Raw genomic sequence first — 15818 nt, forward strand, 5'->3', positions numbered from 1 at the left:
TGAATGCCGGCAAATAAGCTTCCCAAGGAATTCTATCAGGCATACGATACGCTTACACTTGCTCAAAAATTACTGGGCTGCGAGCTGGTACACGAGAGCCAGGAAGGAACTACAAGCGGCATTATTGTCGAAACAGAAGCTTATTTGTCGGACGATCCCGCCTGCCACGCCTACAACCGCCGCACGCCCAGGACCGAGCCGATGTATGCAGCCGCGGGAACCGTTTATGTATACCTGATCTACGGAATGTACCAGTGCGTCAATGTCGTCAGCAACAAGGAAGGCATTGGAGAAGCGGTATTGATCAGAGCGCTTCAGCCAACAAGCGGAGCGAACCTGATGGAAATGCGCCGTCAACTGGTCGTCAGGTCCGGGAAAGAAGTGTTATCCCCCAAGAATATCAGTCTCAAAGAACTCTGTCGCGGCCCGGGCAAACTCGTGAAGGCAATGGGTATAGAAAAATCAGTCCACAACAATATGCACTTTACGCAGGGCCCGCTATACATTGCAGAGCCATTAATCAGCGGGTTCGACATAAATATCTCCCAAAGAATCGGAATCAATGTCGGGAAAGACCTCCCCTACCGTTTTTCTGTCCGGGATAATCTTTTCGTTAGCAAGTAGCAACTGCCAAAAGCATAAAAATACTTTATAAAATTCTATAAGGTGTCGAATTAACAAGCACCTTTTGGAATTGATTTTCTATCTTTGAAGTGCGGAAATCATGACTCAACGCTCTTCAATGAATTACCTTCACTTTTACCGGTATGCGCTCAGGCAACTCCGGCCTGGTCCTGAAACGTATGGTTGGTTTTAGCAAATTGGCTATATTTTTGGCAATTGCATGCCTGGTTGTGGGAAGTGGATGCACCTCTTTACAAGAAAAAGAACACCTTGGACAAAAAGATGCCAGGGTCGTAGATGCTATGCCTCAGGAAAATTTTGCAGAAGACACCGTCCTGATCCTCAAATACAATAAGCTTGCTACAGACTACCTTTTTCAGGATGCGGAACGTGCAATGTTTTACGCAAAATTCGTCTTGCGTTTATCGCAAAAACACCAGTGGGGAAAAGGCAAATTATTGGCATACAATCTTTTAAGTACTTATTACCTATTTGACGGAAGCTATGATATTCTGCGTGAACTGTCCAACGAAAGCTTAACTTTATCGCGAAACCTCGGCCAGCCCCTCTACACAGGCCACGCCAAGCGGTTCATGGCAGAAAGTTATTCCGAATACAGGCATTGGGATTCCGCACGGATCAACTACGAACAGTCAATCAAGATTTTCGCAGATCTGGGTAGCACGGCAGACAGCTCACGCGCAACGAGTCTGGATAATATGGGCAATTGCTACAGGGACAAGAAGATATATCCGAAAGCATTGGAATATTACGACCAGGCTTACAAGCTCTTTGATAAAATAAACTCAGACTGGGGAAAAGCCACAGTACTGGGAAACCGCGGATATTTGCATGCGAAAAAGGATGAGTTCGTGGCAGCCGAAAAATTGATCAGGGAGGCCTACGAGTTGTTCAAGAAAATTGATAACCGGTACGGACAGCTGAACGCGCTGAATGACCTTGGAAACATCTATTACCACCTCCGTGACTACGATCAATGTATAGAAACCAGCCAGATGGCGCTGGACTTATCCCTTATCTACCACTCCGCCCAGCAGACCAATTGGGCCCTGCTCTCGCTCTCCAGAGGATACAGGGGCAAGAAGATGTTTGAAGAAGCGCTGAATGCTATGGAAAAAGTAAATCACAACCGACGTATGATCCATACCGGTTATGTGGAAAGGCAATACACCATGTACCAGCTTATTTACGATAATGAACTGATCAATTCCGAAATCCAGAAAAAGATCATTGACGAGCAACAAACCGTACAGCAGTTCCTGATCGGATTTTCCTGCCTCATTATTGCTTTTGCTGCATTCTTATGGTTTAACAACAAAAAACTGAGACGCAAAAATGCTGAGATCCAGCAGGCAATGATCCAGGGCCAGACACTTGAAAGAAAAAGGGTAGCCGCTGAACTGCACGACCATCTCGGCGGTACACTCGCGTCACTGAACTGGTACCTCTACGGGATCGACAAAAAAGTACTTTCGCCGGAAGAACAGAAAATCTATGACAGCGTCCATCAGATGGTGGGAGCTGCATACCGCGAGGTAAGGAGCTTATCGCATAATCTAATGCCTGCCGAGCTGGAAGAACACGGACTGGTCATGGCGCTGTACCGCCTGATCGGCAAGCTGAACGAGAACAAGAATATCCAGTTTGCCTTTAATCTTTCGGGACTGGATGACCGGCTGAACAATAAAATTGAATTTGAGCTTTACAGCATTGTCCTTGAACTTACGAATAACATTATCAAACATTCCGGCGCAACCGCGGGCTCCATCCACCTCATCGTAAATACCAGGAGTATTCATCTCGTGGTGAGCGACAATGGAAACGGTATGGCGGAACCATCCGGACAGGGAATCGGGCTTCGCAACGTAAAAAGCAGGGTCGAGAGCCTGCATGGAAAAATAAAGATCCTGCAGGAAGAGCCCAAGGGAATGAAGGTTGAAATAGAAATCCCGAAAACCATTTCCTGACAACTTTTCGGGGACGCCAAACTGTATAGGAAATTTTGGCGTTAACATATTCAGGACAATAAATTTAAAATGAACATCACACGACCGCTACACGAATTCATCTCCGAATTCAGAACAAGTCTCGACAATAATACCTTCGCCAAACTCTCGCTGGGCAACTATCAGGGAAAAGAAGAAAACCTCAAAAATATTTATGTCAAAAAGACCCTGATCAAGAAAGAGGAAAAGCTCAGCTTCACTTATCGCTACAAGACAAGGGATATCGTCAAGAATTACACATTTGAGGAGGCGGTGCAACTCGTGGATGTTTTTCTTCAGGGTGACTTTTTCATTGCCACGCTTTTTGCATTATCATTTGAACTGCAATTTGAAATATTGAAAAACAATAAGATAACCCTTAAAAAGAAAACCGTCGAATTAAAAGGTATTCCTGCGCCGGAGCATGATAAGGCAAAAAAACGATTGATCCAGTCGGGTGATAAAGCATATCTGACCGAACTTAATATAACCGATCAGCAGGGCAATGTTTACAAAAATGCGCAGGACAAATACCGGCAGATCAACCATTATGTCGAGCTTCTGAGTCCTTTGCTTAAAGAAATCCCGGCGGGCAAACCGCTGAGAGTCGTTGATATGGGTTCCGGAAAAGGCTACCTTACATTTGCTTTGTACGACTATCTGAAAAATGTACTGCAACTGGATACTTCCGTAACGGGAGTTGAGTACCGCCCCGACCTTGTGGAGCTTTGCAATGAAATCGCCCAAAATGCAGGTTTTGGGAATCTCGACTTCAAGGAAGGCTCCATAGAAGATTACGACAGCGCAGGTACCGACGTCCTGATCGCCCTTCACGCCTGTGATACAGCCACCGACGATGCGATTTATAAGGGAATAACTGCCGGTTCGGAGCTGATCGTGGTTGCCCCGTGCTGTCACAAACAAGTCAGACGGGAAATTGAAAAGAATAAAACCATAAATGACCTGAGTTTCCTGACCCGCCACGGTATTTTTCTGGAACGGCAGGCGGAAATGGTGACGGATGGTATCAGGGCGCTGATCCTTGAATATTTCGGATACAAAACCAAAGTCTTTGAATTCATATCAGATGCACATACGCCCAAAAATGTGATGATCGTCGGTACAAAAGACGCGCGCAACAGTATTGATAAGAACGCCGTACTGAAAAAAATCAAAGAAGCCAAGGAATATTTCGGAATCGGGTACCACCACCTGGAGAAGATTTCCGGGATTTAAAAATCAGACTTACCACGCTGATTCTGGGGAGTTTTTGGATTGGCTCGGCTTTTGTAACATGATATCCAAACGTTATAAATCCTTCAAAAAACGCTGATTCCCGATCATGGTGCGTACCTTTGCAACTTTTGTGAAAAACTCAATCGAATAATATGTGGAATAAAATAGCCGCCTGCATTATCCGGTACCGGCTAATGTGGGTTGCATTAGTATTTGTATCAACAGTATTCATGGCTTACCAAGCCAGCAAAATAGAGCTCTCCTATCAGTTTGCCAGAATCCTGCCGTCGTCAGATCCCATAGAAAAAGAATACCAGGATTTCCGCAAATTATTCGGTGAAGACGGTAGTGTCATGGTGATCGGCTGGCAGGACCCGCAGATGTTCGAGATCGATAAGTTCAGGGACTGGTGCAAGCTTTCACAAAAAATAAAAGAGTCAGAGGGTATAAAAAATGTTCTTTCACTCGCCAGTGTTTACAGAGTCGTCAGAAACGACAGCCTTAACCAGTTTGATTTCGAGCCCGTGATCAAACAAATACCCTCCACACAAACCGAAGCTGACAGCCTCAAGAAGGAGATCGCGAACCTGCCCATTTACGAAGGTCTCGTCCTTAACTCCAAAACCAATGCTACTTTAATTGTCGTTACTTTCAACGATAAAGAACTGAATTCCAAGCGTCGCCTTACGATTGTGAGCGATATAGAAGCGATGGCCGAGGAATTCGCTGTGAAGTACGACACCGATCTGCATTATTCCGGAATGCCATATATCCGCACCGTGAATATGAAAAAAATCTCCGGCGAAATGCAGCTTTTCATGGTATTGGCTGTTTTTGTGACCCTGTTGATTCTCTGGGCATTTTTCCGTTCGCTTAGGCTCACTTTGTTATCTATTGTCGTTGTATTGATAGGCGTGGTATTTGCCGTCGGGACATTGCATCTTTTTGGATACAAAATCACCGCTCTCACAGGGCTCATCCCTCCCCTGCTGATCGTCATTGGCGTACCTAACTGCGTTTTCCTCATCAACAAATACCAGGCCGAGCTTCTTTCGCATCAGAACAAGGACAGGGCCTTAATGGAAATGATCCGGCAAATAGGATTATCAACGTTCCTGGCCAACATGACCACCGCGATCGGGTTTGGTGTATTTTATTTTACAAACAGCATCCTGCTTGTGGAATTCGGAGTGGTTGCCGCCATCAGCGTAATGGTAACTTATGTACTTTGCCTGCTGCTCCTTCCTATTACACTGCATTACATGAGTGTGCCAAAAGCCCGGCACCTCAAACACCTCGAAGGAAAATGGGCAGCCGGATTTCTACGCAAAATTGATTATCTGGTGCATAACCGTCGCAAGGAAATTTACATATCGATGGTTTTACTGATCATCATTTCGGCTTTTGGAATGACCAAGATCAGGACTATTGGTTATGTCGTGGACGACCTACCTAAAAAGGATGTGGTTTACACCGATCTTCGTTTTTTTGAAAAAAACTTCAACGGCGTTTTGCCGTTTGAAGTAATGATCAATACCAAACAACCCAATGGTATTTTCGCTGATCAGGCAAAAGTGCTGTATAAAATAAAAGCGCTACAAACCGAAATGGCGAAATTCCCGGAATTTTCGAAGCCGGTATCCGTCGTAGAAGCCTCTCGCTTCCTTTATCAGGCCTATCGGGGCGGAGACGCCAAATACTATGCGCTGCCGGGCGTGCTCGAACTGAATAAACTGACCAACTATGTGCAGGGAAAACAGGGCGCAGCCAAACAGCTGAATGCATTCCTGAACGAAGATAAGAGTGTTACACGCGTTAGTTTTCAGATGGCCGATGTAGGGTCAGAGCGCATCAAGGAACTGATGCAGCAGATCCGGCCGAAAGTGGATTCTATTTTCAGCCCGAAAGAATACAAGGTCAGCCTCACCGGCCACAGCCTCGTTTTCCTGAAAAGTAATGATTATCTGCTGAGTAACCTGTATGAAAGTCTGCTGATCGCCATTTTACTGATTGCGATTGTCGGGATGGTCCTTTTCCGGTCTATTCCCATCATATTGCTTTCCAAACTTCCCTGCCTCATTCCATTGGCGCTCACTGCCGGTATCATGGGCTATTTCGGGATCTATTTCAAACCTACTACCATCCTTATTTTCAGTATTACATTCGGTATTGCTTCCGACGGAACCGTTTACTTTCTTACCAGGTACCGGCAGGAATTGTATGAGCGGGGCCTGAATCCCTCACAGGCAGTAACACAATCCATTTATGGTACAGGCCTAAGTATGATCTACACGGCTGTAATCCTGTTCTGCGGTTTTTCAATCTTTTCCGCTTCCAGTTTTGGAGGAACGGCAGCTATGGGCGTAATGGTATCGATAACCCTGCTGGTAGCCATGTGTACCAATCTCATTCTGTTACCGGCACTGCTTTTGTCGATCGCCAAACGGCAGGGAAAGAATGTAATACCTGATTAAAGAAAAAAGCTCACCAGCGAACGCTGATGAGCTTTTTTCCGGACAAATCGTTTACGGAATTTTATCAAACGATTTGTCCATCCATTCCTCCGGGATGTCGTCCAGCGCCTGTTTAAGTTTGTCGGCCCATATTTCAGAAATCTGCGCCAGGTCCTTTTGCTCGTAACGGTGCTCTACGATGGAAAAACTGTCCTTTTTATAAAGTACCACGTCAATCGGGAAATCAACATCATTGTTACTCACCCTGGTAGAATCAAAAGACAGGAAACCAGCCTTAAGTGCCTGTTTCATGGTTGAGTCTTCATTCAACACCCTGTTCAGGATCGCTTTTCCCTGGCCCGAATTTCCGATGATCACATAGGGTGAGCCTTCATCCAGTTCTACCCAGTTTCCCTCCGAATAGAGCAAAAACAATTTATGGTCAGCATCATCCTTCAGCTGCCCACCGACTATGGTATTGAGGTTAAATTTAAAACCGGCCCGTTCCAGAGTGGCCCTGTCCTCTTCAGCTACCCGCTTGATCTGCTCGCCGAACGCATTGACAGCCTTATATAGTTTGTTATAGACTACCCCATCGTTGAGCAGTTCCTCGAAATAATGTACCGCCTTGTCACGAACAGAGCGAAGCCCGCTGGTCATGATAAAAAGGGAATAATTCTCCTTTTGAGTCACATACATTTTCTTTTTTACTGTGGTGTTGGTGCCGGCGGTAATACGCGTGTCGGCCAGTGCAACCAATCCTTCCTTTACTTTTATTCCTAAACAATAAGTCATTTTTGTAATTATTTAAAATCAAACAGAGGCTTTTCAAGCGCCACAACCTGCCTGACTGCAACTTTAATTGACCGCAAAAGTACCAAATTGAGCACTCAGGAATGAAAATTAACCCGGATACTTCAGTATTTTATCGAAAGTTGATTAAAATAATTTCACTAAGATACTGTAAGTCAAATAGTTAATTAGAAAAAGATTGATATCCATCAATACCATAAAAGCTTAATAACATATTCACAGACAATTTCGGGATCTTTAGTAGTTCCGCTGGCCCGAAAACTAAAAACCTCCGCAGTTAAAACAGGCGAAGGTTTATGTACTATTATTCCAAAATTCTAATTCTCAATTACACCTCATGGAAGGCTTTTAACCGGATCACCAGTCCATCCATATTTTGGTCGGGACGAAGCTGGCACGAAAGCCGGCTGTTCATATCGGCGTCCGGCAATGTATCGAGGGTAGCAAGCTCGCTATCGTTCGATTCCGGCAGCTTTTCAGCCCCTTCGAGGATTTCAATGTGGCACGTCGCACACAAAGCCATCCCCCCGCAGGTGGCCATTATATCGTATTCATAGGCCTTCAGAACTTCCATCAGGTTCAGGCCCATATCTTCGGGTACGTCCAGCAGGTGGCGCTCCCCAACGTGGTTTTCAACTGTTATATTGATCATGGCTAAAAGGGATTGACTCCGTTCACGGTGGTGTATTTGAAACTTAACTTTTGGTCGGGATATACATATTTGAATGCGCTTTGCATCATAATTGCCGCCTCATGGAACCCGCAGAGGATCAGTTTCAATTTCCCGGGATATGTGTTGATGTCACCGATGGCGTAGATCCTTTCGATATTGGTGGAGTAATCAGCTGTGTCGACGATTACGGCTGACTTTTCTACACCCAACTGCCAGTCCGCAATCGGCCCCAGTTTCGGACTTAGCCCAAAAAGCGGGATAAAATGATCCGTAGCGATTGTACGGATGCTTTTGTCGTTGGCCTGAATAGAAATTTCCTTCAGTACCCCATTCCCGCCGAGGCTGCTTACCTGAGACTGAAGAATGAGATCGATCTTGCCTTTTCCGGCTAGCTCAAAAACCTTTTCGGCAGAATCCGGCGCACCCCGGAAAGTATCGCCCCGGTGCACCAGCGTAACCCGGGAAGCAATATCGGCCAGAAAGATCGTCCAGTCCAGGGCTGAGTCACCGCCACCGGCAAGTACGACGTGCTGGTTACGAAACTGCTCAGGCTTTTTAACCATATAATGTACCCCTTTGCCCTCAAAATGTTCAAGCTTTTCCACGGCAGGTTTACGGGGTTCAAAGCTGCCAAGGCCGGCGGCGATTACCACTACCTGACAATGCACTTCGGTGCCTTCATTGGTTTTGACCAAATAACTTCCGTCGTCAAGCTTGTTTAATGCTTCTACGCGCTCACCCAGTGTAAAGCCTGGCTTAAACTCCTCAATCTGGATCAGGAGGTTTTTGATCAGGTCTTCGGCAATAATACCCGGAGCACCCGGAATATCGTAAATTGGTTTCTGTGGATATATTTCAGCAAGCTGACCGCCGATAACAGGTAGCGCGTCGATCAGATGACAGCGCATTTTGAGCAGTCCTGCTTCGAATACGGCAAACAACCCTACCGGGCCAGCCCCGATAATGCAGATATCTGTGGTTATCATAACTATAAAGAATTTTGGATGGATGATACATCAAATAATCCGGGGCCAAAGGCTCTTTCTTATTTTGATGCATCAAAGGTAGACCTCTCCCGGGCCTGCCGCCAATCATTATATGTTATCCGTGATAACCAAAAGTTATTGAAGAAACGGCGTTTACTTTTTACTCATTACCATAAAATCGAGCATATCCGGCTGGACGTCTATCTTGATTTCGATCGGGTCATCGAGCTTGATGCGTTCGTCATCTGCATGCAGGTCCTTTCCGTCCCAAAGAATCTCAAAGCTTTTTGCCCGCACCGTATTGAATTTGTAGGGTTTGTTTTCGCCGTTGATCATATTAGTCAGATAGGTTTCCAGTTTGCCGCGGTCTTTTTCGTATACCAGCACCAAATCCAGTTCACCGTCACCAGGATCCGCCGACGGCGCCAATACCAGATTAGGCCCTATTGACCTGATATTTAACAGCTCAACCATAATATACATACCAGAATAATCCTTCCCGTCGGCTTTAATGGTACATTCCCGGGCCTTATAATTCTGGACAATATCGAGCAAAACAGTCCTTGCCGCCCGGATTTTTTCATTAACATCTGCCTCAGGGTCCTCTTCCAGTTTACTCATCGTTTTGATCAGCTTGGGAAAAACTCCGTAGCCAAAGCCTTCCAGAAAAAACAGGTCGTCCTTCATTCCCTGCACCTTTCCGATATCAAATTTTTTGAGGTCGCTTTTATGCCAGGAACGTACGATGTCCCGAATCTGCCCGTCCACTTCCAGAGAGCAGGAAATGTTATTTGCCGTACCATGCGGCAACAGCGCCAGTGGAAAGTGTTTTTCGATCCGCTTCCTTTTCATGAGGGATTTTGCAACCCGCCGTACAGTGCCGTCCCCACCGGCAATGACCAAAAATTCAGCATCATTTTGGAATGCATCCCATTCGTCCTCTTTTACGGAAGTATAGATACATTCAAAATTTTCCTTCTCGATCAGCTTAACCAGTTCCTTTTTAGAAAAATCATTGTCCCCGGCTGTCGGGTTGTGAAGCAGATGTACTTTTTTCATAGGTTATTTTTGGGATATACGGATTTTTATAAAAAACATACCAGGCATAATTTTATTAGAATGGTCAGAAAAAATGATTTGCGTATGAAAATCCTGGTAACAAACGACGACGGAATATACAGCCCCGGCATTGCTGCACTTGCTAAAATTGCGGCAAGGTTCGGCGAGGTCAAAATTGTGGCACCCGATGTCGAGCAATCTTCTATGGGGCATGCGATCACCGCTTCGAGACCACTTTCCTATAAAAAATCCCCGGTAGATTTCGGTGGAATTGATGCGTACCGCGTCAATGGTACACCTGCCGACTGCGTGGCGTTGGGACAGCATCTGTGGGAAAAAACCGACGTGGTGTTGTCGGGCATCAACATGGGGCCCAACCTGGGAAATGCCATGTGGCATTCGGGCACGTTGGCTGCGGCCAAGCAGGCTGTGTTGTTTGGCATCAAGGGAATTGCCCTGAGCACGCCCACTGACGTTGAGCCCGATTTCGATGTCCTCGACCCATTTGTGGAAAAGGCCCTGGAACTTCTTTTTAACAATCCGCACTTAAATCTGGTCAATGTGAATTTCCCGCATAACCCGCTCGGCGTAAGATGGACCCGGCAATCGGTGCGGTTATACGATAATAAGATTGTCCCCGGTCTGGACCCGATGGGGAGAAAGCATTACTGGTTCACCGTAGTGCCTCTGGAAGCAGCCGAAGAAGGGACTGACCGGTGGGCAATCGAGAATAATTTTGTATCCATCACACCACTCCGGCTCGACCTCACCAACGAGGCAGAACTGGTAAAAGCACAGCTGGCTAACCCAATTGTGTAAGTTCAAAAAACAGCGATCATCCTGTCCGCACGAAGCATTTGTTTCAGGACAGGATTTTTTGTTTCAAGTCTTTGTCGTTGATTTAAGGGGTAGAATGGCAAAAAAACAGTCTTATTGCCAGACACGCGTTTTTTACTAATCCTGAATCCTGAGAAACCCCTTAGTCCTCACTATGAAACAAACCAAAACTGGCAATTATCGTTGGGTCATTTGTGCTTTATTATTCTTTGCTACCACAATCAATTACATCGACAGGCAAATTCTGGGTCTCCTCAAACCCACTCTTGAAATTGAATTTAACTGGTCCGAGTCCGACTACGCTAATATTGTAATGGTTTTTGCCGGCTGCTATGCGCTGGGATACGTGATCTTCGGGAACTTTATCGACAAAATCGGTTCCAAACTGGGATATTCCATTTCCATTATTGTCTGGAGTATTGCCGCGATATTGCACGCTTTTGTCAAAAGCACATTTGGTTTTGGTGCTGTACGCGCACTTTTAGGTTTGGGAGAGGCGGGTAACTTTCCTGCCGCGGTAAAAGCTACAGCGGAATGGTTTCCCAAGCGTGAACGGGCGCTCGCCACCGGGATCTTCAACTCCGGCACAAGCATTGGCGCGGTAGCCGCCCCGATACTCGTGCCCTGGCTGTTAGGCGCATACGGCTGGCAGGAGGCATTTCTGATCACCGGAGCGCTCGGATTTATCTGGCTGATTTTCTGGTGGTTATTTTATGAAATTCCGTCGCGGCATAAAAAAGTTACCCAAGAAGAATTTGAATATATCCATAGTGATAATGAAGTAGTGGCGTCTGAAAACGAAAAGCCAATCCAATGGGGCAAACTGCTTCAGTTGAAACAGACCTGGGTTTTTATCGTAGGCAAGCTGCTCACCGATCCGATCTGGTGGTTTTTTCTGTTCTGGCTGCCTTCCTATTTTGCAACCACATTCTCTCTCGACCTTAAAAAGCCAAGCCTTCACCTGGCCATTGTTTACACCGCTACTACATTCGGCAGCATTGGCGGCGGATATTTATCATCCTACCTGATCCGTCGTGGCTGGGCACCATTACGTGCCAGAAAAACGACGCTTTTGATTGTTGCATTTGCAGTTCTGCCCATTATCCTCGCGCAGTTTGCAACGGATATCTGGGTGGCTGTAGGTATTATCAGCCTTGCTACTGCGGCCCACCAGGCGTGGAGTGCGAATATTTTTACCATCGTTTCCGATATTTTTCCAAAAAGGGCGGTAAGCTCCGTGGTAGGTATCGGCGGCATGGCAGGATCCATCGGCTCTACGCTTTTCCCGCTTCTGGTAGGCTTTCTGCTGGATTATTACAAAGCGGCGGGCAACATTGGCGCTGGTTACAATATCCTCTTTATTATTTGCGGACTGGCCTATTTTGTCGCGTGGTCAATTATTCAATTCCTTACTTCACGCATGAAACCTGTTGAAGATTCGTTAAACGAAATGAAATAAGCGGGAACTTGCGAAAACCCCGAAATGCCGGAGGTCACTCCTATCTACCAATTTAATGACAGACAAACTTCTAACATGAAAAAGTACCGTTATTCCCTTCTTTTTCTGACCATTTCTTTCACGTTAATTTATTGCAAAACCAATAAACAAACCATTTCCAAACAACCGGTAGCTGCAGAAACCGTAAAACAGGAAGTGCAGCATCCTCAGGCGGTGACATCTCCGATTATTCCGGGGGAAGAGGCCATCAAAAAAATGCAGGTTGAGGAAGGGTTTGAAGTGAAGCTGGTGGCCGCGGAACCGCTGGTCAGTGCCCCGGTTGCTATGGTTTTTGATGATCTGGCAAGAATGTGGGTGGTAGAAATGGTCGGATATATGCCCGATACCGTCGGCACCGGCGAAGATATCCCGAACGGAAACATCGTGATGCTGGAAGACAAAGATAAAGACGGTGTGTACGATCAGCGAACCGTCATCATCGACTCACTTGTATTGCCACGGGCAATTTGCCTGATCGAAAACGGTATTCTCGTAGCTGAACCAACCAATCTTTGGTTTTACGAATTAAAAAACGGCAAGGCCGGAAAACGGACACTTGTGGACGGCAAATACACCGAGGGCGGCAATGTAGAGCACCAGCCCAACGGCCTGCTGCGCGCCATGGATAACTGGATTTATAATGCCAAATCAGACAAACGTTACCGGAGAAAAGGAGAAAAATGGCTGATCGAACATACCCATTTCCGCGGGCAGTGGGGAATCAGTCAGGATAATTACGGGCGTTTATACTACAATAACAATTCACAGAACCTGCTCGGAGATTACTTTCCGCCGGGACTGGGCGCAGGCAACAAAAACCAGAAAGGAGTAGCAGGTTTTAATGAAAAAACGGTTGCCAACAATAAGGTTTACCCGATCCACCCCACTCCGGGTGTAAACCGCGGTTATATGAAGGGCATTCTGGACGACAGCCTTCGCCTCAATGAATTTACCGCTGCCGCAGCACCGGTCGTTTACCGCGGCGACCTGTTTGGCGAAGCATACGAATCCAATTCATTTGTACCGGAACCATCCGCAAACCTGATCAAACGCAATTTGCCGGGCGAAAAAGGCATTGTAGTAAAAGGTGAACAAGCGTATAAAGGAAAAGAATTCCTCGCCAGCACAGACGAGCGTTTCAGGCCTGTAAGCCTGTACAATGCACCCGACGGAGCAATGTATATCCTGGATATGTACCGTGGGATCATCCAGCATAAAACATATCTGACACCGTACCTGAAATCCCAGATCGGAAAAAGGGAGCTTACACAGCCGCTTTCCTGCGGCCGGATTTACAAAATTGTCCCCAAGGGGGCAAAAACCCAGCCGCTGCTCATCCCGGACGATGCCAGCCGGCTTGTGAAACTGCTCAGCCATCCAAACGGTTGGGTACGCGACAGGGCACAGCAAAAGCTGATCGACGGTAAATACAATCAGACACTGCCAGCTCTCCGTGAAGCGCTCAGGCAAACCGCAGATCCGATCCTCGCAAGCCATGCACTATGGACGCTGGAAGGACTCAATTCCCTACGGACCGAAGAGGTATTGGCGTTGATGAAACTACCTAACTGGCCATTGCGTATGCAGGCATTTGCCGCGACACCGTCTGTCATAACGCCGACGTCGTACAAAGTTTTCGCATCGGCATTTGAGACAATGATCAATGAAAATGACAGTATAGCAGCGCCTTGCATTGCATTTCTTTGTAAAAACATCGAGACTTTTGACCAGCCTGCCGCCAACACCCTGCTCGTCCGGCTCGCGACCAAATATCCAAGCAACAGATATGTAGCCGACGCGGTGATCAGCAATTTGCACGACAGGGAGGAAATATTCATGAATGAAGTTTCTCCTTTGCTTCCGACAGAAAGCACTACCTTTTCCAAACAACTGCAGCGCATCATAACAACCGTAAGAAGCGCGCAGGCAAACCGCAACCCGGAACTGCTTAAAAAGGAATTCCCGAAAGGAGAAGCCCTTTTCACATCTGTATGCCAGACCTGCCACGGACCTGACGGAAGCGGGGTAAAATCACTGGCCCCTCCGCTGAACCAGTCGGAATGGGTGACGGGAAATAAGGAGAAACTAATATCCATTGTGCTGTTCGGGTTAACCGGGCCGGTAAAGGTGAACGGACATGTATACCAGACCCCGGAAGTGAGTGGCGATATGCCTGGCATCGGCTACGATCCGGATATGCCAAGTGAAGACATCGCTGAGTTGCTGAGCTTTATCCGTAAATCCTGGCGCAACAATGCCGAGAAGGTAACCACTGAGGAAGTAGTTAAAACAAGACAAAAACTAAGCGGACGACAAAAGGCTTTTACTGAGTCGGAGCTGAATAATATTTAATGGCAAGACGGATGAATTCAGGGAAAGCCCTAATTTCGCTGCCTGAATTCATCTTTTGACACCATATGTCCTTTTACACCACTCCCGCCCCGGTCATTGTTACCTGCCACAAACGCCTCGCTCCTTACCTGGAACAGGAAGTTAAAGACTTGGGATTTGATGTTGAGGAAGCTTTCATTACGGGTATCCGCACAAAAGGAACCATCAACGACTGCATCCGGCTTAACCTGAATCTCTACTGCGCAAGCCAGGTTCTTTACAGTCTCGGATCTTTCAAAGCCGACCATCCCGACGACGTTTACAAGCATTTTTCAAATATTGCCTGGGAGGATATCCTGCCCGATCCCGGTTACTTTTCAGTGACCAGCAACGTCCAGCATCCTTCGATCAACAACAGCATGTTTGCGAACCTGCGGGTCAAGGACGCGATCGTGGACAGGTTCCGTGAAAAGAAAGGCACGCGGCCCTCCACGGGTTCCGAGCTCACAGGCGCAGTAGTACACCTTTTCTGGAAAAACGAATATGCAGAGGCTTTTATAGATACTTCCGGCGATTCGCTCGCCCGTCATGGTTACCGGAAAATACCCGGCAGGGCGCCGATGCTGGAGGCGTTGGCGGCAGCAACCATACTGGCAAGCCGGTGGAACAAAACCTCATCATTTGTAAATCCGATGTGTGGGTCCGGGACGCTGGCGATCGAAGCCGCGCTGATCGCTACCAACAGCCGGCCAGGACTTTTCCGTGATAACTATGCTTTCATGCATTTGCTGGGGTATGATCAGGAAGTATATTACGCCGAGCAGGACAAATTGGAAGAGCAGATCATAGCTATACCGGACCTGAAAATCATAGCCACCGATTACAGCAACGTCGCCATAGCAAACGCGCGAAAAAACGCGATTGCCGCAGGCGTTGCGGATATGATCGAATTTGAGGTTTGCGATTTTGCGGATACTTTGGTACCACAGATCAATAAGGGTGTCTTTTTTATCAACCCGGAATACGGGGACCGTTTGGGAGAAATCGGAGAACTTGAAGAAACCTATGCCCGAATCGGGGATTTTATGAAACAAAAATGCGGCGGTTATTACGGCTATGTATTCACCGGCAACCTTGACCTGGCAAAGAAAATCGGACTTAAAGCAAAACGCAGAATTGAGTTTTATACCAGTAAAATCGACTGCAGGCTGCTGGAATACGAACTTTATGAAGGAACAAGGCGTGAGATTGTCGTTGGCCCGTTCTGACTTCCCGGACCAGACTGGAACATCCGATCAGACT

General features: G+C 46.8%; 12 protein-coding genes. 8 read left to right on the forward strand and 4 right to left on the reverse strand.

Going from position 1 to position 15818, the window contains the following annotated elements; translation table 11 throughout:
* The first annotated feature begins 3 nt into the window (after positions 1-3).
* From FBF61_RS00700 to FBF61_RS00715, 4 genes are all read left to right on the forward strand, one after another.
* Positions 4-624, forward strand: coding sequence for a DNA-3-methyladenine glycosylase (locus FBF61_RS00700; protein ID WP_138475198.1), 621 nt, complete (start codon positions 4-6; stop codon positions 622-624).
* Between the two features lie 143 nt (positions 625-767).
* Entirely contained in the window at positions 768-2612 is a 1845-nt protein-coding gene (locus FBF61_RS00705; RefSeq protein WP_229214865.1) for a tetratricopeptide repeat-containing sensor histidine kinase, read from the forward strand.
* Positions 2613-2681: 69 nt separating this feature from the next.
* Positions 2682-3866, forward strand: a complete 1185-nt coding sequence (locus tag FBF61_RS00710; protein WP_138475200.1) for a class I SAM-dependent methyltransferase — start codon at positions 2682-2684, stop codon at positions 3864-3866.
* 230 nt (positions 3867-4096) lie between these two features.
* Positions 4097-6340 carry an efflux RND transporter permease subunit gene (locus tag FBF61_RS00715; protein ID WP_229214866.1) on the forward strand — a complete coding sequence of 748 codons (2244 nt, stop codon included), beginning with the start codon at positions 4097-4099 and terminating at the stop codon, positions 6338-6340.
* A 51-nt stretch (positions 6341-6391) separates the two neighbouring features.
* Here the strand turns inward: FBF61_RS00715 and FBF61_RS00720 are convergent, their stop codons facing one another.
* From FBF61_RS00720 to FBF61_RS00735, 4 genes are all read right to left on the reverse strand, one after another.
* Entirely contained in the window at positions 6392-7114 is a 723-nt protein-coding gene (locus FBF61_RS00720) for a proteasome-type protease (protein ID WP_138475204.1), read from the reverse strand.
* Between the two features lie 346 nt (positions 7115-7460).
* Positions 7461-7784 carry a 2Fe-2S iron-sulfur cluster-binding protein gene (locus FBF61_RS00725; RefSeq protein ID WP_138475206.1) on the reverse strand — a complete coding sequence of 108 codons (324 nt, stop codon included), beginning with the start codon at positions 7782-7784 and terminating at the stop codon, positions 7461-7463.
* A gap of 2 nt (positions 7785-7786) precedes the next feature.
* The gene (locus tag FBF61_RS00730) at positions 7787-8791 is read right to left on the reverse strand and encodes an NAD(P)/FAD-dependent oxidoreductase (protein ID WP_138475208.1); all 1005 of its coding nucleotides are present in this window, start codon (positions 8789-8791) and stop codon (positions 7787-7789) included.
* Positions 8792-8944: 153 nt separating this feature from the next.
* Positions 8945-9850 carry a diacylglycerol/lipid kinase family protein gene (locus FBF61_RS00735; protein ID WP_138475210.1) on the reverse strand — a complete coding sequence of 302 codons (906 nt, stop codon included), beginning with the start codon at positions 9848-9850 and terminating at the stop codon, positions 8945-8947.
* 84 nt (positions 9851-9934) lie between these two features.
* Here FBF61_RS00735 and surE point away from each other — a divergent pair, with 84 nt between their 5' ends.
* The 4 genes from surE (at position 9935) to FBF61_RS00755 (ending at position 15784) form a co-directional block, all read left to right on the forward strand.
* Positions 9935-10669 carry a 5'/3'-nucleotidase SurE gene (gene surE / locus FBF61_RS00740; RefSeq protein ID WP_138475212.1) on the forward strand — a complete coding sequence of 245 codons (735 nt, stop codon included), beginning with the start codon at positions 9935-9937 and terminating at the stop codon, positions 10667-10669.
* Between the two features lie 172 nt (positions 10670-10841).
* Entirely contained in the window at positions 10842-12146 is a 1305-nt protein-coding gene (locus tag FBF61_RS00745) for an MFS transporter (protein WP_138475214.1), read from the forward strand.
* A 75-nt stretch (positions 12147-12221) separates the two neighbouring features.
* Positions 12222-14537, forward strand: coding sequence for a DUF7133 domain-containing protein (locus tag FBF61_RS00750; protein WP_138475216.1), 2316 nt, complete (start codon positions 12222-12224; stop codon positions 14535-14537).
* A 65-nt stretch (positions 14538-14602) separates the two neighbouring features.
* Positions 14603-15784 carry a THUMP domain-containing class I SAM-dependent RNA methyltransferase gene (locus FBF61_RS00755; protein WP_138475218.1) on the forward strand — a complete coding sequence of 394 codons (1182 nt, stop codon included), beginning with the start codon at positions 14603-14605 and terminating at the stop codon, positions 15782-15784.
* Positions 15785-15818: the final 34 nt, after the last annotated feature.

This window comes from Dyadobacter bucti (genome assembly GCF_005869225.1).
In the GTDB taxonomy this organism is placed as follows: Bacteria; Bacteroidota; Bacteroidia; order Cytophagales; family Spirosomataceae; genus Dyadobacter; species Dyadobacter bucti.

Bases quoted from the DNA above. Each gene is read 5' to 3' on its own strand.
- FBF61_RS00730 (WP_138475208.1), bottom strand. From the start codon at position 8,791: ATGATAACCACAGATATCTGCATTATCGGGGCTGGCCCGGTAGGGTTG.
- FBF61_RS00700 (WP_138475198.1), top strand. From the start codon at position 4: ATGCCGGCAAATAAGCTTCCCAAGGAATTCTATCAGGCATACGATACG.
- FBF61_RS00750 (WP_138475216.1), top strand. From the start codon at position 12,222: ATGAAAAAGTACCGTTATTCCCTTCTTTTTCTGACCATTTCTTTCACG.
- FBF61_RS00735 (WP_138475210.1), bottom strand. From the start codon at position 9,850: ATGAAAAAAGTACATCTGCTTCACAACCCGACAGCCGGGGACAATGAT.
- FBF61_RS00725 (WP_138475206.1), bottom strand. From the start codon at position 7,784: ATGATCAATATAACAGTTGAAAACCACGTTGGGGAGCGCCACCTGCTG.
- FBF61_RS00755 (WP_138475218.1), top strand. From the start codon at position 14,603: ATGTCCTTTTACACCACTCCCGCCCCGGTCATTGTTACCTGCCACAAA.
- FBF61_RS00745 (WP_138475214.1), top strand. From the start codon at position 10,842: ATGAAACAAACCAAAACTGGCAATTATCGTTGGGTCATTTGTGCTTTA.
- FBF61_RS00720 (WP_138475204.1), bottom strand. From the start codon at position 7,114: ATGACTTATTGTTTAGGAATAAAAGTAAAGGAAGGATTGGTTGCACTG.
- FBF61_RS00715 (WP_229214866.1), top strand. From the start codon at position 4,097: ATGGCTTACCAAGCCAGCAAAATAGAGCTCTCCTATCAGTTTGCCAGA.
- surE (WP_138475212.1), top strand. From the start codon at position 9,935: ATGAAAATCCTGGTAACAAACGACGACGGAATATACAGCCCCGGCATT.
- FBF61_RS00710 (WP_138475200.1), top strand. From the start codon at position 2,682: ATGAACATCACACGACCGCTACACGAATTCATCTCCGAATTCAGAACA.
- FBF61_RS00705 (WP_229214865.1), top strand. From the start codon at position 768: ATGCGCTCAGGCAACTCCGGCCTGGTCCTGAAACGTATGGTTGGTTTT.